This window comes from Enterococcus pernyi, from assembly GCF_045371165.1.
Lineage (GTDB): Bacteria > Bacillota > Bacilli > Lactobacillales > Enterococcaceae > Enterococcus_B > Enterococcus_B pernyi.
The window spans coordinates 1-19,375 of record NZ_JBIQDM010000014.1; the positions used below are offsets into that span (position 1 = coordinate 1).

16 protein-coding genes are annotated in these 19,375 nt (G+C 39.2%); 5 read left to right on the forward strand and 11 right to left on the reverse strand.

The window, feature by feature from the left end; translation table 11 throughout:
• Positions 1 to 350 precede the first annotated feature (350 nt).
• The 9 genes from ACH0AK_RS13280 to ACH0AK_RS13320 form a co-directional block, all read right to left on the reverse strand.
• A complete protein-coding gene (locus ACH0AK_RS13280) occupies positions 351 to 1,913 on the reverse strand; it encodes a glycoside hydrolase family 43 protein (protein ID WP_499796962.1) in 1,563 nt (520 codons plus the stop codon).
• Positions 1,900 to 2,325, reverse strand: coding sequence for a DUF4064 domain-containing protein (locus ACH0AK_RS13285; protein ID WP_153830608.1), 426 nt, complete (start codon positions 2,323 to 2,325; stop codon positions 1,900 to 1,902). Before ACH0AK_RS13285 ends, ACH0AK_RS13280 begins: the two co-directional genes overlap by 14 nt.
• Positions 2,326 to 3,231 (reverse strand): pectinesterase family protein, encoded by a 906-nt coding sequence (locus ACH0AK_RS13290; protein ID WP_153830607.1) that lies wholly within the window; start codon positions 3,229 to 3,231, stop codon positions 2,326 to 2,328. It abuts the gene before it with no gap.
• Positions 3,231 to 4,112, reverse strand: coding sequence for an alpha/beta hydrolase family protein (locus ACH0AK_RS13295; RefSeq protein WP_062806091.1), 882 nt, complete (start codon positions 4,110 to 4,112; stop codon positions 3,231 to 3,233). The genes ACH0AK_RS13290 and ACH0AK_RS13295 overlap by 1 nt, the downstream gene beginning before the upstream one ends.
• A gap of 5 nt (positions 4,113 to 4,117) precedes the next feature.
• Positions 4,118 to 5,437 (reverse strand): glycoside hydrolase family 28 protein, encoded by a 1,320-nt coding sequence (locus ACH0AK_RS13300; RefSeq protein ID WP_499796963.1) that lies wholly within the window; start codon positions 5,435 to 5,437, stop codon positions 4,118 to 4,120.
• Entirely contained in the window at positions 5,434 to 6,537 is a 1,104-nt protein-coding gene (locus ACH0AK_RS13305) for a glycoside hydrolase family 88/105 protein (RefSeq protein ID WP_010734178.1), read from the reverse strand. Before ACH0AK_RS13305 ends, ACH0AK_RS13300 begins: the two co-directional genes overlap by 4 nt.
• A 78-nt stretch (positions 6,538 to 6,615) precedes the next feature.
• Positions 6,616 to 8,124, reverse strand: coding sequence for an extracellular solute-binding protein (locus ACH0AK_RS13310; RefSeq protein WP_499796964.1), 1,509 nt, complete (start codon positions 8,122 to 8,124; stop codon positions 6,616 to 6,618).
• Positions 8,121 to 8,762, reverse strand: coding sequence for a YesL family protein (locus ACH0AK_RS13315; protein ID WP_499796965.1), 642 nt, complete (start codon positions 8,760 to 8,762; stop codon positions 8,121 to 8,123). Before ACH0AK_RS13315 ends, ACH0AK_RS13310 begins: the two co-directional genes overlap by 4 nt.
• A gap of 15 nt (positions 8,763 to 8,777) precedes the next feature.
• Positions 8,778 to 9,749 carry an ABC transporter permease gene (locus ACH0AK_RS13320; RefSeq protein WP_062806086.1) on the reverse strand — a complete coding sequence of 324 codons (972 nt, stop codon included), beginning with the start codon at positions 9,747 to 9,749 and terminating at the stop codon, positions 8,778 to 8,780.
• A 285-nt stretch (positions 9,750 to 10,034) separates the two neighbouring features.
• Between ACH0AK_RS13320 and ACH0AK_RS13325 the strand changes: the two genes are divergently transcribed.
• Positions 10,035 to 10,907 (forward strand): carbohydrate ABC transporter permease, encoded by an 873-nt coding sequence (locus ACH0AK_RS13325; protein WP_023520460.1) that lies wholly within the window; start codon positions 10,035 to 10,037, stop codon positions 10,905 to 10,907.
• Positions 10,908 to 11,072: 165 nt separating this feature from the next.
• On the opposite strand, the gene ACH0AK_RS13330 is transcribed toward ACH0AK_RS13325, so the two are convergent.
• On the reverse strand, positions 11,073 to 13,262 hold the full coding sequence (locus tag ACH0AK_RS13330; RefSeq protein WP_438753694.1) for a helix-turn-helix transcriptional regulator: 2,190 nt from the start codon (positions 13,260 to 13,262) through the stop codon (positions 11,073 to 11,075).
• A gap of 372 nt (positions 13,263 to 13,634) precedes the next feature.
• On the opposite strand from ACH0AK_RS13330, the gene ACH0AK_RS13335 reads away from it, so the two are divergent.
• The 4 genes from ACH0AK_RS13335 to ACH0AK_RS13350 are packed head-to-tail and all read left to right on the forward strand — an operon-like array spanning position 13,635 to position 18,696.
• The gene (locus ACH0AK_RS13335) at positions 13,635 to 15,047 is read left to right on the forward strand and encodes a tagaturonate reductase (RefSeq protein ID WP_499796966.1); all 1,413 of its coding nucleotides are present in this window, start codon (positions 13,635 to 13,637) and stop codon (positions 15,045 to 15,047) included.
• Between the two features lie 5 nt (positions 15,048 to 15,052).
• Entirely contained in the window at positions 15,053 to 16,558 is a 1,506-nt protein-coding gene (locus ACH0AK_RS13340) for a UxaA family hydrolase (protein WP_499796967.1), read from the forward strand.
• 45 nt (positions 16,559 to 16,603) lie between these two features.
• Positions 16,604 to 18,007, forward strand: coding sequence for a glucuronate isomerase (gene uxaC, locus ACH0AK_RS13345; RefSeq protein ID WP_499796968.1), 1,404 nt, complete (start codon positions 16,604 to 16,606; stop codon positions 18,005 to 18,007).
• Positions 18,008 to 18,009: 2 nt separating this feature from the next.
• Positions 18,010 to 18,696, forward strand: a complete 687-nt coding sequence (locus ACH0AK_RS13350; RefSeq protein ID WP_023520464.1) for a rhamnogalacturonan acetylesterase — start codon at positions 18,010 to 18,012, stop codon at positions 18,694 to 18,696.
• A 109-nt stretch (positions 18,697 to 18,805) separates the two neighbouring features.
• Here the strand turns inward: ACH0AK_RS13350 and ACH0AK_RS13355 are convergent, their stop codons facing one another.
• Positions 18,806 to 19,336, reverse strand: a complete 531-nt coding sequence (locus ACH0AK_RS13355; RefSeq protein ID WP_023520465.1) for a hypothetical protein — start codon at positions 19,334 to 19,336, stop codon at positions 18,806 to 18,808.
• Between the last annotated feature and the right edge of the window lie 39 nt (positions 19,337 to 19,375).

Consider the following 19,375-nt stretch of genomic DNA (forward strand, 5'->3'; position numbering starts at 1 on the left):
CAACTTTTATATCTTAGCAAACTCTCGAATGATTGTCAACTATTTTTTAAAAGTTTTTTGAACTCGTTTTTCACGAGATCGTTTTAGCAACTCACTTATCATAACTCACCGTTTGTTATTTGTCAACATGTTTTTTTGTTTATTTCTTAATAAAATCAACATCTAAAAACTCATCTCTCATAACCAACTTCGTTATATTATCACATGGAATTATGATTGTCAATAAAACTTTTAAACAAATTTCATGATTGTTTTCATGTTCCAGCAACGTTGACTATACTATCATTAAAAAAAAGATTGGTCAAGGTAAAATTTAACTTTCACTGCACCTAATCTTTTTTTTATTTATTTCATTCCATTTCTATTTCCTGATAGTTGAAATAATCAAAATCAGCATAGCTCCCTCCTCTTACGTTTAAATCATGCACACCAATACCAACAAAGTTTCCTGTAAAACCACCTGTTAGTGTCTGCACATCAATTTCAGCACCGATTTTTTTCCAGTCTTGCGAACGTTTCACATAAAATTGTCCAAAAGTCTTTTCAACAACTACTTTAATCACTGTCTCTCTTCCTCTTAGCGGATAAATTTCAGGCCTAATCGTAACATGACCGTCAACTGCACTAAGTAATCGGAGACACTTCCCTATCTTTTCATCCCAGGTCATACAGCAATAATAATAATTTTCTTCATTTAGAAAAAGAAGCAGCCCAGCCATTTGGTTGAAGTGCTTTGGCTCATATTCCATCTTAGTTTGTGCAATAAATGAAAACGTTGTTTGCCGTATCGCTAATAAGTGTTGGTCAAACGTTGACTGCAGTGATTCTCCTGCGAGCATTCTTAGATAGCCATATCGGCTAGTCAAATCGCACCAAGTTATGTTTGGTAAACAACGACGAGCGTTCCAACTTTTTTTCATTTCACCTGCAAAATCATCAAAAAAACAAGCATTGATCTTTTGGATCACTTTCTCTTGTGTTGGAATGGTGACGATCTCTCTTGGTTCATTTCCTCCTTCTTTTATCCGCAACCAATAGTCTTCCGTCCAATACACTTCTTGAATAGCTGTTTCTCTACCTAAGATAGCAACACCTTCGATAGGGCGAGTACAAAGATGGACTATATACCATCTGTCGAATTCTGTTTGAACTAAACTTGCATGTCCCGCACATTGTAAACTTGAGCTTGGATAACCACTTGCTGTCAACATTGGATTTTGGGGATCGACTTTGTATGGTCCTAACAAATCACGACTACGACACACGGTAACAGCCTGTCCACTACCAGTACCACCTTCAGCAGTCAGCAAATAATAGTAATCATTGACATAGTAAAGATGAGGTGCTTCGGTCTTTGCGAGTTCGGTTCCTGTAAAGATCGTGTGAATCGACCCGACTAGTTGTTTTTGTTTTGCATCATATTCTTGAATGACGATCCCTGCTGATTTATTAGGTGTAGTTAGTCGAAAATCCCAGATTTCATTCAAAAGCCATTTACTACCTGTACGTGGATCATGAAAAAGCGAGGGATCAAAACCACTACTATTTAGATAGATTGGACTTTCCCAAGGTCCATTGATATCCTCTGCGATCATCATGTAATTGTGGGTGTCTTTAAAAGGACGTGTTACGCTTTTAACCTCTGTATAAATAAGATAAAATCGCCCAGCTGAGTAACTGATTTGTGGCGCCCAGATACTTCCATTGATTGGATGACCCTTTAACGATACTTGATCAGTTAAAATATCTGTTTTATGTTCCCAATTAATCAGATCTGTCGATTCATATACACGAATACCTGGTAACCACTCAAAAGAAGAAACGATCACATAATAAGAACTACTCACTTTCAAAATATTCGGGTCTGGATTAAATCCTCGAATGATTGGATTGACTACTTTACTTTGAAACATTTGATCTCCACCTTTGCTCTATTTTTTGGCGATACATACTTGAACCCGCTGCTAATAGATAGAAAAAGACAAAAGGGTACGCAATGAATTGTGTACCGAACAACAGCAGGACTCCTGAAATCAAATAAATGAGTGCCGCCATCGGACTTGCTTTTCCCTTCAACGATAGATAAAGAGCCAGACACAGCCCAACCAATGAGAGGAATAGGCTAACGTTAAACACCCCCGTCATGCTCCGTAGTGACTCAAAGGTTTCTTTTACACTACCAAGGCCCTCTAATGAGAGAGCTTGGTATGTTTCTCGGAAATTTGAAAGAGACATTTGATTGAAGGTCACAGCAATCCCACCAAAAAACAACAAAGCGGTAGACCCACCGATCAAGCCAAAAGTTATTTCCCATTTTTTCGTCATCTAATCGACCTCCGTTTCCACAGTAACCCATGCTTCGCGACAAATTCCCCTTTGATACCTATTATTTTTTTCATAAAAGCGTGCTGTTTGTCTGTTTTGTTTCTCATCCCAGTCATGCCAGCCACTTTGGTAGACATGCGCTCCTACATCACACTCTTCAAATGTCACCTGAGCATACGGACGCCAAGGTCGACCTAAATAGATAGAAGGTGCCTCGTAATCTGCAATGATTGCACACCTAAAAAAAAGAAAACCTCGTTCTTGTTCTTTTACCGTTGAAGCGGCTGTGATATAACCATTAGAAGAACTAACCAAACTGTGGATGAAACAGCGGTAAAACAACGCATCTGCCCCACCGAAAATAAAGTCTACCGTCCCTTCGATCCAACATCGTTCATAAGATTGCCGACAATACTTACGCTCCTTTAACACTGGGGTAAAAAATGGGCGACCATCTTTTTGAATCGGAGGCAACGGTCCTGTGCATAATGTATCTTGTTGCCCGCACAACCGACAATTGATCAACTGGACTTGATGGGCATAATTGAATAGCGCGACTGCTTGACCTACTTGTTCTCCTGCACCAGCGTTATTGATGATTTGTATATTTTCGAGACGAATATTTTCTCCTTCAAGAAATAGTGTCGCGGTTCGAAATGTTTCTCTTGCTTCACCAGATGAAAGTGTTTGTTTCGCAAAACGGCATCCAACAATCTTTACTTCTCCTTGTCCAAACATTTGGAAATTTGACAGCCGACATTCGATATATTCATGATAGACCCCTTCTCGAATGATCATGGTCTTTTTTACGTAATTCGGCAATGAGCTAAGATGAGCAATTCCTGCTTGAATGGTCTGATAGTCTGCTTTTCTTGGAATCGGGTCGATCACGATTTCTGTCTTCATTATAGGTACTCCTTTAAAAATGCTTGCCACTTCATTCGCATATCACGTGTTTCAAAGTGTCCACCATTTAAAGAGTATCCTTGAAAATTCGTTGGCACTCCCAATTGTTGATAATACAAATCTAGCTGTTTATTCAAGCGACAGACGCCTTCTGTTGGACACATTCGATCGTTTTTTCCTACTATAGTGAGGCGTTTACGAGGAGCAATTTTTTGCTGAATAGCTAGGGTCGTATACTCCGTCAATAAATCAGGAACATAATAATAGTAACCGTGGTAGTCTAACATTTGATGTTTCAAGAGTGTTTCAACCTCTACTTGGCTAGCTAGGTCAATACATACTTTCACACGTTCATCCAATGCACTTGTCCACCAACTTAATAGTCCACCCATAGATAACCCGATCGTTGCGATACGTTGTGTGTCAATATCTTCTCGTGTTTCCAAGTAGTCGATCAAGCTTAGCACATCAAAGATCCGCATTCCCCAAAGTGTTCGTCCTGTTAATAAGAATCGCTTAAAAAGTTCACTTTCAGCAATTCCGCCGCGTTCTTCAAATCCCCAAGCATCAATCGCCCATATACCATACCCCATACTCGTCAAGGCCTTTGCAAACGAAGGTTCTACAAAATAGGATGCACCTGCTAGTAATTCACTTTTTCCTAGTGAAAAATCACCCCCATGTGAATGCAGATAGATCACAGCAGGCAAAGGTTCCTTCTTTTTTACTGGATAAACATAAATGGCAGAAACAGGTTCAAGATCATTTAATATCAATTGATAATACTCAATTACTTGATCATCAATGATTTTTTGTGATAAACAGCTACCACTCGGTCTCAAGCAACGTGCGTCTTTCCCTAAGTACTCGATCAACTCCATTTTATTTAAGTTCCTTCTACAATAGATACATTCTTTTTATCCAACTCTGTCGATCGCATACGTTTAATTTCGATATCTTCCGAATCTTCAATCATGATTGCTGGTCCTTCATGATGATCGATCGTGATCTGCTGGAAAGAAATATGCTTACCAAACCGCACATAAAATCCTTGTTGGCGCATGGGTTCTAAACCTGTCATCATAGCTGGTACGCCCGCTTTTGCATCTTTTGCCATTGATATATCGACATGATCGAAAGAAATGTCTTGAACCGCTTGTTCTGCTAGACCATAAATAAATCCCGCGGAAGCATGAACATTTCGAGCAGTGATCGATGAAAAATGAACACGTCGAACTTGTGGCGTTCGCTCATCGATTGGATACACTTCCTTGTCCCAGAAATAAGGATCTTTGCCACGAGGCCCGCAAAAATAATAAAGATTGATGACAAACGGACACAGTACTTGGTCCATGATCAAATTAGTTACTCGGACATCTTCGATCATTCCACCTCGACCTCGGCGTGTCTTTAATCGAATTCCACGATCGGTTTGTTGGAATACACAGTTCGAAATCGTTACATTCCGAATCCCGCCACTCATTTCACTGCCCAAAACTACGCCACCATGACCGTGTACCATCGTACAATTAGTGATCGTGATATTTTGACAAGGCACTTTATTAACGGCATCCTCTGTCCCTGCTTTGATCGCAATACAGTCATCGCCCACATCAATATGGCAATTACTGATATGCACATTATGACAAGACTCTGGATCAATACCGTCTGTGTTCGGCGAATCAGCAGGATTACAAATGACTACGTGATCGATAGTCACATCTTGGCAATGATTCGGATGGATCGTCCAACTTGGTGAGTCGACCAACTGGATATCACGAATCGTTACTCGTCGACAATGATCAAAACCAAGCAATTTTGGTCGCGGGTACTCAAGTGTTTCATGCTCCTCTCGAAAAATGCGCCACCAGTTAGGACCACTACCATCTAATTTCCCTAAACCAGTGACAGCAATATTTTCTGCATGTTGCGCATAGATACATGAAGCATAGACCTTTTTAGGTACCCCCTCCCAGCTGGATAAAATGGCTGAATACTGGGCTGGGTCATCTGTAAATTTCAATACTGCTCCAGGAGAAAGATACAACTCCACATTACTTTTCAAGCACAATGGCCCCGTTAAAAACTGCCCACTTGGAATGGTTACTCTTCCCCCACCTGCTTCTACTACTTGATCAATGGCTTGTTGGATCACCGTCGTGTTGAGTATATCGACTGAGGCACCTAAGCTTAAAATATTTATCACCTAGATACACCTTCCACTTCTACTAAGGCTTGCAAAAAAGCCCCAACACCTTTTTGATCATTACATACGATTGGCTCACTAATATAGTAGGCATAAGAACCATCTCTTTGGTCCGCCCCGCCTAGACCTGCAACTTGGCAATTTTTATTCAGATTCAACCAGCCTTCTTTTGTTTCCAAAACAAATTCATCAAATAAGCCTTGATAAGATTTTTTCAACTGAGGAAACCACACTTCCTTCTCCAATATTCCTATGCGAATCCCCTTTGCCATCGCATAAACGAACATGCTGCTTCCTGAAGCTTCTAGATAATTACCTTTACGGTTCGTTTCGGTTGTTACTTGGTACCAGGTGCCAGTTTCTGATTGATAAGGTAACAATGCTTCTAATGTGGATGTCAGAATCCGCCCCAATAATCGACAATCCACTTCTTTATGCAACAACTCGTAAGTATCAACACACGCCATCAAATACCAACCAATTGAGCGGCTCCAAAAATGATGAGATAATCCAGTTTCTGTATCCGCCCAAGGTTGGACCTTTTTTTCATCCCACGCATGGAACAATAAATTCGTTTTTGAGTCGAACAATCGCTGATAACTGATCTCGAATTGACATAAAACATCTTGATAGTCTTTTTTCGACGTAAAGGTTTGGATATATTCCGCATAAAAAGGCGCTCCCATGTACAATCCATCTAACCATATTTGCCAAGGATAGATTGCCTTATGCCAAAATACACCTTCAGATGTTCGTGGGTGATTCAACAATTGTTTGGCGCAAGTTTCTGCTGCTTTGCGATATTTCTCATCTCCTGTTTCTTTATAGAGTATAAAGAACAGTTTTCCGGTATTGATATGGTCGATATTGTATTCTTCTAATTCATAGCCTTTGATCGATCCATCTTCTTGTACGAAGTAATCAATGTTTGTTTGGATGAAGTCTAAGTACTTCTTCTCCTTTGTTTTCAGCCATAACAACTGAAATCCTTTCAAAACAACGCCATAATCATAAGACCATTTTTGTTTATATCCTTTATCTAGATACAAATAGGGTGTACGCGCCATAATACTATCTGCTAATTTCTCTGACCAATTCAATCTTCTTCCTCCAATCAATCATTTTAAGAGAGAAAGGGTTGCGGTTGGAAAGGTTACAGCCCTTTCTTGATATATCTACTATTGCTGTGCAGCTTTATAAGCCTCTTCGTATTCTTCAGCAATTTGATCGCCACCTTGGGCACGCCAATTGATGATTGCTTGTTTGAATCCATCTTCATCTATTTGTCCCATAATATATTGGACAGTTGCATCGATCATGATTTTTTCGATTTCTGAACCGACTTCATTGTTTTTCTCTGAATCTAATGGAACCGTTGGATCTAACACAACAAACTGTTCATTTTCCTTGACTAATTGATTGGATAATTCTTTCTCTGGATCAGCATCTTTAAACGAAAATGTGACTTCACTTGGTCTTGAACTAGACAATGGTTGCACTTCCTGTTGCCAAAGGTCCATGTCGATATATTCGATTGCGCCATCGTCTTGCAATTGGTAATGTGTTCCTTCAATACCACCTGTCATCAATTTATACATATCTTCTTCTAATAAATCATCGACAAACTGAAGTAATTTCTTCAATTGTGCTTCATCTTTGACCGAGGATTTAGGAAATGCCAATAATCCCCCTACGCCATTTCCTTCTGACCACACATGATAATCCCCATCTTCACCATCTGATATTTTATTTACTGGCACAAGCTCCATCTCTGGTTGAATATCTTTCCCCATATTTTTTAGGTTTTTGATATCGATCATCCCGGTATAGATCCCTGTCTTACCTTGTGCAAATTGTTCCTGTTGGTCTGTCTTTTGAGTCACTGCAAAGTCTTGCGCTAAGTAACCGTTTTCAAATAAATCTCTAGAAAAATCCATCGCTTTCTTATATTCAGCTGTATCAAATTCGGGAGTAAATTTCCCGTTGCTCTCTACTTTCCAACCATTTGGTGCGCCGTAATACGAAGTGAATAATTTGAAGCTTGTATAACGGATATCACTTGGCGCGCGATCGCCAAAACCAACCGTATCATCGACACCATTGCCGTCTGGATCATTTTCTGTGAATTGTTTTGCTACTTCATAAAGTTCATCCAATGTATCTGGTACTTCTAAGCCTAGATTATCTAACCAATCTTTCCGGATAACTAAACCTGCACGGGCATAGTCTTTTTGCATAGGTACGCCATACAATGCACCATCGATACTTGCCGCTTCGATTCGATCCTCTGATATTTTACTTAAATTTTTATAGTCAGCTAAATAATCAGACACATCCCAGAAAACACCGGACTTCAATGCATTTCGTACAGAGGAATTTTTTAGCATAGCAATTTGTAGTGTCACGATATCTCCCAGCTCATTTGAAGCTAATGCAGTGGTCAACCGTTCCTCTTTTGACGCATCAGGAATCCAGTTAAACGTCAATTCTGTATTGGTTTTCTCCTCGATTTTATCAACGATCGTATCATTAGGTGGTGAAGCTGTATGTAAAATGTTCAACAACGTGATTCGCGTTTTCCCATCCTCTGTATCTGCGGATGTGTCACTTGAATCATTGCCACAAGCTGACAAAGCAAGTATGCTGAGTAAACCGATCCCTGCTGTTACTAACGTTTTTTTCTTCATAATTGTTCTCCTTCACTGAATGTATTTTTATCTATTGCTACTTCTTTCTTTTTAAGACGATCAAATAGTTGCACCGCTGTCCAAGTGATGGCAAAAAAGAAGAAGCTACTCCCCATGAACGTCAATATACCCGGCATCAAGCGAATAATTATCGCGTAACTGCCAATAATGATCAACAGTAAAACGAGTGAATAATGTAACTGAGAAAAACCGAATAAAAAAGCCATTTTGATTTTATAAAACATCCCTTGCCATTGGTAATGGGCCATAATTGGGAAAATATATAGTGCAGATAACACGTAAAAAAAGCTAATGACCAAAATCACAACGCGTAAATACCAATTTTGGATATAGGCAAGATCTACGTATAAGACGAAAGCAACTGAAAAATACAACCAACTGATCAACAACGTTTCTTTGTAGTTTTCTTTAAAATAGTGAAAGTACGTCTGTGTCAGTGGAAAATCCTCAGATGAGCGTAACCACTCCCGGATTACTGAGACCATTGCGTAAGACGCTGGACCAAAAGTGAATAGTCCGAGACCCAAAACAACTAATATTCCCCACAAAAAATTTAAGTAAATGAGTTGCAGGAGTCTGATTAATTTTTTATTTGTACTCTCTAACTTTTGCAACATCTGTTTGCTCCTTTTCTAGTACACACCGTCTTCACCCAGTTTTTTTGCTACCTTGTTCGCAAGTATGACCATAAACAAGCCTACTACACCTTTGAACAAGCCCATTGAAGTACTAAAACTTAATTGTCCATTTTTCAATCCAGCAGTATAGATATATGTATCAAAAATCTCTGCCACACTGCGATTCAACGAATTGAGTAGTAAGTACATATGCTCAAATCCTAGGTCAAGTGTTTGACCTATTTTCAAAATCAACAAGGTAATGATCACTGGACGGATCGCAGGTAATGTCACATGCCATGTCTTACGTAAACGTCCTGCGCCATCCATTTCGGCTGCTTCATATAATTGCGTATCTACTGCGGTAATCGCAGAAAGGTAAATGATTGTTGACCAACCGAGTTCTTTCCAAATCACCTGTCCAATGTAGACTGTTCGTGTCCAATCAGGTGATGTCAAAAAACTTATTTTATCTAACCCAATACTGGCCAAAAATTCATTGATGACTCCACCGTCCACATTTAAAAAAACATAGGTGATCGAGACGATGATGACCCAAGACATGAAATGTGGAATGTAAATGATTGTTTGGATACTATTCTTGAATCGCTTGCTGGTTACTTCATTCAATAGAAGCGACAGAATGATCGGCATTGGGAAAAAGACAAAAATATTCAGTCCAAACAAAATCAGCGTATTCCTCAACAACATAAAAAATGTTGGCTCAGTAAATAAACGAATAAAGTGCTTGAAACCAACCCAAGGACTCCCCAGAATCCCCAGATAGGGTTGATAGTCTTGGAACGCAATCACTAAGCCACCCATAGGTAAATATCTGAAAACAATGAAATAAAGGATTCCTGGAAGAATCATCAAGTACAAAAATTTATTCGTTTTGATTCCAGCAATCGTCTTCCTTCTTCTTTTTGTTCGTTCTTCCTTTTTTGATAAAGTAATTGAACCTAGCTCTCTTTTTACACTCTCCATAAGCCCTCCTTGTTAAACATTGTGTGACTTTATTCGCTATCCACAGCATAAAGGAAGAAAAGTGATTCCGTATATAATCATTTTCACTGACGTAGGTAACTGGCGATCATCACTTGATTAATCACTTTTCTGCTTCATCTGTTTGATTTTTTAGGAAATGCCCGTTCCATCTATATGAAACCTCCTGATTTACCCTCCCTAAAAAATGATTATGTACGTAATTTCAAGCAGATGATAGATTGGAGGTACAAAAATACTTATGGTTTAAAGGAGGGTTCTCTCTAAATGAAAAAAAAGGTTTCGCTTGGAGAAAAAAGCTTTACGATTTTTAATTCTATTTTTCTACTATTATTAGCTTTGATCTGTATCGTACCGTTTTTAAATATCATCGCCACTTCATTTGCTTCTACACAAGAAGTCGTAGCAAAAAAATTCATCCTTTTCCCGACTACGTTTTCTTTAGATGCCTATCGTTACATCTTATCTACACCAACGATTTTTCGAGCTTTAGCTGTTTCTATTGGTGTTACTGGGCTTGGGACAGTCGTCAGCATGTGCGTGACTTCATTGATGGCCTATGGATTATCACGTAAATATCTTTTTGGGCGAGGCTTTTTTAACTTTATGGTTGTCTTCTCCATGCTCTTTAGTGGTGGAATGATCCCGACATTCTTAGTGGTGCGCTCTTTGGGGTTGATCAATTCGTACTGGTCGATGATCCTACCTGTAACTGTCAACGCCATGAACATGATCATCATGCGTAACTTTTTTCAAGCTTTACCTAATAGTTTAGAAGAATCTGCCAAAATGGATGGCTGTACTGATTTTGGGGTCTTTTTCAAAATTATGTTGCCTCTTGCTTTACCTTCTATTGCGACGATTTCACTTTTTTATGCTGTGACCTATTGGAATACTTATATGACGGCGATTTTATACATTAACGATTCCTCAAAATGGCCGATCCAAATCTTGTTACGTCAAATTGTGATCGTGTCAAGTGGAATGCAAGCAGAAAGTAGTGCTGTCGATATCATCCCGCCGGCACAGACGATCAAAATGGCCGTCATTGTAATTGCTACAGTGCCAATGTTGGTTGCTTATCCGTTTGTTCAAAAGTACTTTGTGAAAGGGGCATTGGTCGGCTCTGTCAAAGGTTGACCCTTTCACACTTAAAGATACGCGTAAAAATAATTATTCATTTAAATAGCACGATCTAAGAAAAATTCATTTTTCAAAGATCGTGCTATTTCTCGCAATCGAAACAACTATTTTTCCTAAGTAACTTATGTAGGACTTTAATGATCGACGTTCACTAAGTTGTCCTCAACGGTTTTTCTTACGGTACTCACCAGGAGTGACGGATTCTTTCTTTTTGAAAAAGCGAATAAAGTTTTGTGAGTTACGATATTTGAGTCTTTCTGCAATTTCTTTCACGGATAACGTCGTTTCTTTCAACCATTTCTTAGCGATCTCTAAGCGGTAGTTCTGAATGAAATCTCCAAAGTTTTCACCGGTTTCTTTCTTGAACACATTACTCAAATAGTTAGGATTATAGTGCAGACGGTCTGCCACCATGTCTAGTGATAGATCACGATCGTATTCGCTATAGATGATATGGATCATTTTTTCTGATAACGATTTAAACTCTTGCTCCGTGATTTCTTGAGCACTTTTTGTGATTGGTTGAACAAATTGTTCTAACAGCAATTGTTCAAGTTCTTGAGAATGATAAGTATGTAATACCTTAACATATATTTGCTTCAATTCTTCAAACTGCGTAATATTCACACCCAATAGTTGTCCCAACTGAACAAATTCATTGACTAACCGAATAGCTACAACTTCTCGATTCAATCGATTTTTATTTTGAGTGAACATCTCAATGATCAATTCGTGAAGAAGGTGACTGACGTGTTCGTCTCCTGAACGGATGGCTTCAAATAAACGATTTTGTTGTTTCAACGGATATTTGATCAATGTCTTCTCCTGCTGCTCTGAGATGATTTCATGGTAGAACACAATTGAATTTGGTCCAGTGTTTACCCGATGGTATAAGGCTTCTTTCGCTTGGTCGACAGATTGCTTACTGTCATTGAGCGTAGTAAAACATTCACTGATCCCAATGCTAACAGTCAATTTGAGATATTCTTGAATCATTTTTTGGATCTGACGACAGTGATCCATTACTTTTTTATTCGCGAATTCTTCTTCTTTAGGAATTCGATAAATCGTTGCTTGCATTTCTTCGTTTAGCACGATAGGAATCATTCGTTCTTCTTTAGGAACGATCTCAGCAATCATTTGGTTGATAGCCAATAGCAATAAATCTCGTTCTCCTCCATGGCTGTCTTCTAAAAGATCGATCTGCACGATTGCTGTATAGTAACATTCATTTTGCGAGTCGTAGTTGAACTGCCGTAACCGTTGATCCAACTCCCGTTTTTCCACACGATTTCTAAAGAGACTCAAGACAAATAATGTTTCTAGTTGTGGTTTCTGAGTAATCAAATTTGCACTCAATAGTTCATTTTCACCAATTACTTGGCTCACTGACTGAACAACGTTCTCTAGTTTCTTTCCAGATAAGCCTTCCGAATGAAGATTCAATCGGTCTTGAATCTGGCTGATAGGACGAACATATCGCTCAGAAAAGATATAGGACAAGCCCCCTACTAAAATGATCAAAGTAAAGGATACAGTAGCTAATCCGATTTGCAAGTTTCGGACAGTCGTACCTATAGTTGCAGGATCGATCTCTAATTGATACTGCCATTGATTGTAATCAGATTGGAGCAAGATGAAATTCCGACCATTTCTTTGAACCACTGTTGGTACATTCGCTTCGATATTTTGGACTGTTATCATCCCTTCTCTTGATGATTCAGCATCAGTAAAAAGTATCTCTGCTCCATAATAGATCGTTAAGCGGTCTTCATTGCTTCGTTCAATGATTCGTTTCAGTGCCTGATGGTCGATCGAAGCAAAACCTAGCGCATACTTTTCACTGACTGCTTTAGGTAATGCAACAACCATTTCAATTCCATCTGGTTGTTTCGTCCAAAAAACTTGTTGATCCTGATGGACGTACTGGGCTTTTAAATCAGTCACTTCTTGTGGTGATAGTTGATTCAGCGACCCATTCACGACACCCCAACCGCCTTCTAGGCTGACTAACTTGAACGCATTTTCCTCCATTGCGATCGTTTCAATAAAATTAAGTTCTTTTCGTACTTCGGAATAAATAGTGTAGTCGGTATGATTCAAAGGAGATTGAAATATTTCGGAGAAGTTTTTAGTGGAGCCGTATGTAGCGAAAGAGTATTCAATCGTCCGAAACTTCCATTCTACATTTGTTTTGATTTGTTTCAATAGATTTTGTTTATCTAATAAGTAGTTCTCTTCAATCGATTCATAGGTGTTGGTATAGATAAACAAACTAAAGCCAACGACCAGTACCACACCGATAATAAAAAGCGGCATAAACATTTGATAAAACAACATTTTGTTCCTCATTTAGCTTTCTCCCCCTCCAGAATTAAAAGGCTTACATTTTATGTAAAATTGATTATCTTCTAAAGCAATGAGTATCTTCACTCTTTCAGATTAACATACTACTATTTAAAAACATAAGTTTTTTTGAAAGAGCAAAACCTAACGATAGCAAGCTATATTGACTAAACCTTCCATTCATATTACGATGAATGCGCTACCAAAAAAATTGAACCTAGCATGAAAATCAAAAATAGATTTAGCTACAAAAAAAAACATAAAATCTGTCAAAAAGAAGCATGAAACCGTCATAAAAATAACAAGCATTGATAATTCTCGTTTCGTTCCAGAGATTTTTATCATAAAATTTTTGTCTCACAGAAAGGAAATCATTCGATGGAAAGATTAACTAAAAAGCAATACCCTAAAAACCAAGCTACAATTACTTGTCTACAGTTTGGTGAAGGAAATTTTATGAGAGGATTCGTTGATTGGCAACTTCAGCAGTTAAACAATCAAGGACTCTATCAAGGAAATGTTGCAATCGTCCAGCCACTAGCTCACGGCTTAAGTGACAAGCTGGCTGAACAAGATCAGCTCTATACGGTTCTACTTCAAGGGTTAATTGATGGCAAAGTCATCGATACGACAGAGCCGATCACTGTGATCGACCGTACGCTCAACCCTTACGAGCAATGGCAAGAATTCCTCGCATTGGCAGAAATCGATGAATTAGCCTTTGTTTTTTCTAATACGACAGAAGCTGGTATTAGTTATCATGAAGCCAATACTCGAAATGATATCCCTCCAACAAGCTTCCCCGCAAAATTGACTGCCTTTTTGTATCATCGATTCAAAATGAATAAAAACGGACTTACGATCATCCCATGCGAATTGATTGATCGCAATGCAGAGCTTTTAAAAAAATTCGTTTTACAGTATGCAAAAAATTGGCAGCTTGAAACAAAATTTGTCAATTGGCTACACCAAGAAAATCATTTTTATTGCAGTTTGGTGGATCGGATCGTTCCTGGATTCCCGAGAGATGAAATCGATGAATTGCACCAACGATTGGGATATGACGATCAACTGTTGGTCAAAGCTGAACCATTTATGTTGTGGGTGATCGAAGCACCAGAGGAATTGAATGAACGCTTACCATTGAAAAAAGCAGGTCTGAATGTTGTTTTGACTGATGATTTGACGCCTTATCGTGAGCGGAAAGTCCATCTACTCAATGGTCCTCATACTGCAATGGTGCCGATTGGTCTACTGTCAAACGTCTCAACAGTCGAAGAAGTCATGAAAGATCCTCTGCTATCCGATTACATCAACACATTAGTGACTAGTGAATTGATCCCAATGTTACGCTTACCCGAAGAAGAATTGCTGGCGTACGCTAGACAAATCAACGAACGGTTCTTAAATCCTTTTGCACATCATCAATTACATGCGATTGCTTTGAACAGTGTTGCCAAATTTCAAACACGATTACTACCTATTCTAAAAAAATACATTGAAAAAAGGGAAGCGCTCCCTTCCTACCTGACTGTCTCATTTGCTGCCTTGATCTTGCTTTATCGTTCCGATCATTCGAAAATCCAGGTAAACGATGACCCTATGGTACTCGCTAGCTTCGCTGAAGCTTGGGCTGAGCCAGAGACTGCTGTCCTTCAACTATTGAAAAATCCAACGCTTTGGGGCGAAGATCTATCCGTACTTCCTGATTTAACAGAAACAGTTTCACTTTACGTGAAAGAGATCGATCAAAAAGGCATTCGTAACGTATTACATGAATTGAAAGGATGAAAAAAATGACTGATCCAGATTTCTCCACTCGAATCATCCAATTACACCCACAGGACAGCGTTGTCGTAGCTACTACCACGATTCCAACGAATACAACACTTCGCTTCGATGATGTTACGTTAACTACCTTTGAAGAAATCCCCTTAGGCCATAAAATTGCTTTGTCTGATTTGAGCGCAGGGACTGATGTGATCAAGTATGGCTATCCGATTGGTCATCTCTTGACGGATGTCAAAGCGGGGCAATGGATACATACGCATAATATCAAAACAAATCTTTCTGGTGAGGAAAGCTACCAATACCAACCAAAATCACGCCCCATCGTCTATCCACAAGAAAATCGCACCTTTCAAGGCTATCTTCGTGAAGACGGACAAGCTGGGATTCGCAATGATCTCTTTATCGTTCCAACCGTTGGCTGTGTCAATGGAATTGCTGAATTGATCATCCAAGAGTTTAAAAAACGGCATGCAGCTGACAATCCTTTCGATCATCTCACGATTTTAAAACATCCTTATGGTTGTTCTCAACTAGGTAAGGACCATGAGAATACGAAAAAGATCTTAGCTGATGCCATCCATCACCCGAATGCTGGCGGTGTGCTTGTATTTGGATTAGGTTGTGAAAATAATACGATACAAGAATTAAAAGCTAGTTTAAATAAATATAACAAACAACGAGTAAAATTTTTAACTGCCCAAGATGTCACTGATGAAATAGCACATGGCGTATCATTACTTGAAGAATTAGCAGAAATCGCACGAAGAGATTTCCGTGTTCCTGTTCCTCTGGATAAACTAACGATCGGTTTGAAATGTGGTGGTTCGGATGGATTGTCAGGGATTACTGCCAATCCATTGCTAGGTGCCTTTTCTGACTATTTGATTTCACAAGGAGGTAGCACGATCTTGACGGAAGTGCCTGAAATGTTTGGTGCCGAACAAGTACTGATGGCACGAGCAGAAAATCAAGAAGTCTTTGAATCGATCGTTCGTTTGATCAATGATTTCAAACAATATTTTCTCTCTTATAATGAACCAGTCTATGAAAATCTTTCTCCTGGAAACAAAGCAGGCGGTATCTCTACCTTAGAAGACAAGTCACTTGGTTGCACCCAAAAAGCAGGAAATTCAACGGTAGTCGATGTGTTAGCCTATGGTGATAAAGTACGTAAAACTGGGCTGAGTTTACTGGAGGCACCCGGTAATGACCTTGTTGCCGCATCTGCGTTAGCTTCTGCTGATTGTCAACTCGTCTTGTTCACCACAGGTAGAGGAACACCTTTTGGTTCTTATGTTCCCACGCTGAAAGTATCAACTAACACACCTTTATTCGAACGAAAACAACATTGGATGGACTTTGATGCTGGTGAATTATTGACTCAATCCATGGCAGAGGTCTTACCTTTATTTATCGATAAGATCATCCGTGTTGCGAGCGGAGAAGAGACAAAAAATGAAGCCAACGACGTAAGAGAACTAGCTATTTTTAAAAATGGTGTCACACTTTGATTTTTCTTATCACTACCTAATCTGAAATTGAAAGAAGTGAAGTAAATGTTTTTATCTGATGATTTTTTATTAACCAATCAATGGTCAAAAAAACTGTACCATTCATCTGCTGAAAAAATGCCGATCATCGACTATCACTGTCATCTATCACCAAAAGAAATTTATGAGAACAAACCTTTCACTAATTTGACAGAAGCCTGGTTGAGTGGCGATCATTACAAATGGCGTTTGATGCGAGCTTGCGGGGTTCCTGAAGAAAAAATCACTGGTCACGCCTCAGATTACGAAAAATTTTATGCTTGGTGTCAAACGGTGCCGAAAATCATAGGCAATCCTTTGTATACTTGGACACATCTTGAATTGAAACGTTTCTTCCAAATCGATTTACTGATCAATGAAGAAAATGCCCTTAACATTTGGGAACAAGCAAATAAACGTTTAGCTGAACCAGCGTTTCGGCGACGAGAGATGGCGAAAAATGCGAAGGTGACTGTCATTTGCACAACAGATGACCCCATCGACGAATTAGTTTATCACGAATTATTGGCAAAAGAAGAACCTGATCTCAAAGTATTACCAGCATTCCGTCCCGATGCTGCGTTAAATCTCACCCACGAGGGGTTTTCTGAATGGTTGTCAAAATTGTCTCACGTAATTGGCAAACCAATCGCTGATTACACTTCTTTGATCACCGCATTGAGTCAAAGGATCGACTATTTCCATCAGCATGGCTGTCGCCTATCGGATCATGGATTAGATCGCTTGTCCTATCATACAGCTTCGGAAAATGAGCTTGAACAGATTTTCCAGAAAGCATTGACGAAAGAAACACTGACACAAACAGAAATTGATGCTTATCGAACGGAAACACTCAACCGGCTGATCACTTTATATCATGCGCATGGTTGGACGATGCAGTTGCATCTCCATGCTTATCGTAACTGCAATACCCAAGCATTCACACGCTTAGGGCCAGATACTGGTTATGACGGAATCAACGATCAACCACTAACCAGCCACCTGCAACAGTTATTGGATCATGCCGATCAAACCAGTCAATTACCAAAGACAATCCTTTATTCACTCAATCCAAATGATTATCCCTTACTTCTTGCTCTGATGGGTTGCTTTCAAAAGGAAACCGCCGGAAAACTTCAACTCGGTTCTGGTTGGTGGTATAACGATACCCGAGCAGGCATGCGTGAACAGATGACACAACTTGCTGATGGCGGTGTTTTAGGAAATTTCGTCGGTATGTTGACGGATTCTCGCAGCTTTCTCTCTTATACACGACACGAGTATTTCCGACGCGTTCTCTGTGAGCTGATCGGTGAAATCGTGGAACGAGGTGAAGCGCCCGAAGACATCCATCTTTTAGGAACCTTAGTGAAAGATATCTGTTATACAAATGCGCGAAACTATTTCGGTTTTTTTGAGGAAGAAGAATGACTATGCAAACGATCCATATCGCAGGCGACTCCACTGCTTCGATCAAACACATGACTGCTCGACCAGAAACCGGCTGGGGAGAAGTTCTTGGTAAATACTTCCAGCCTAAGATTCGGGTAAACAATCAAGCAAAAAATGGCCGTAGTTCAAAATCATTCATTGAAGAAGGACGATTCACTCGCTTGAAAGAAGAATTTCAAGCGGGGGACTTTTTGCTGATCCAGTTTGGCCACAACGACCAAAAAATCACTGAAGCAAAAGGAACAGAACCATATGGTGGGTATATAGATGCACTTGCTATCTATGCACAAACAGCCTTATCCTCAAATGTACAGCCAATTTTCTTGACCCCTGTCACGCGACGCCTTTACTTGAAAAATGGGCAATTAGATCCGAACTGCTTAGGAGAATATCCAAAAGCAATGAGGCAATTCGCAGAAAAAAATAACTACCCCATTTTGGATGTTTTCACTCGTTCACAAGCAACTCTTCAACAGTATACGCAAGAAGAAACAAAAAAGTTCTACTTGCATTTACCAGTTGATACTTATGAAAATTATCCCTCAGGACTTTGTGACAACACTCATTTTAGTCCAGAAGGCGCTGCTTTAGTCGCTCAACTCGTCGTTGAACTACTAAAAGAAACTGATCTTCCATTAGTAAATTATCTTGATACTCCTCATATCTAAAACTTGATTCAAAGGATTTACAATTTTACCCAGACAAAGCAAAAACTTAAAGCATACAATATGCTTTAAGTTTTTGTTTTGTCTATTAAATTAGGACTCAATGATACGATCAAAGGCTTTGTGTTCGATCATTATTCTTTTGTTTTTCCGCTAATGAAGGTCTTCTAGCCGTAATTGCCAAGCTGACGCCCTCTTTTAATTTTTCAAACATAAAAAGATCTTTGTTTTCTACTTGTAGACTTTGGCGGATTTCTTGGAAGATCATTCGTTGGTCTTTCACTGTATAACGTGCATATTCGTGAATATAGCGATGAGTTACCATAAATGAAAGAAGAGCAAAAGGCGTGTGATTCTTTTGTTTTTCTGTTAACCGCTGATATATGACTCGATCCAGTTTTTCTGCCCAGATCAAACTGTTTTGATAATGCTCGAAATGCGTTTTTGTGGATACCCAACGAAAATTTTTATCATAGGCCCATGAATCTTCGACAAGCTGATGTTTCAATTTTTTTAGTGTCTGTAGTAACTCTTTTGTTCGTTTATGTAGGATAAATTGATTGAAAAGGGCTAAGTCAAAAGGTTTCGTAACATTCAATTCTTTAATAGGTGCGGTAATTTCGATCGTCATTTTCTTTGGCATAGGTGCACATCCTCTCGTTTGTTTATCGGTGCCTTTCTG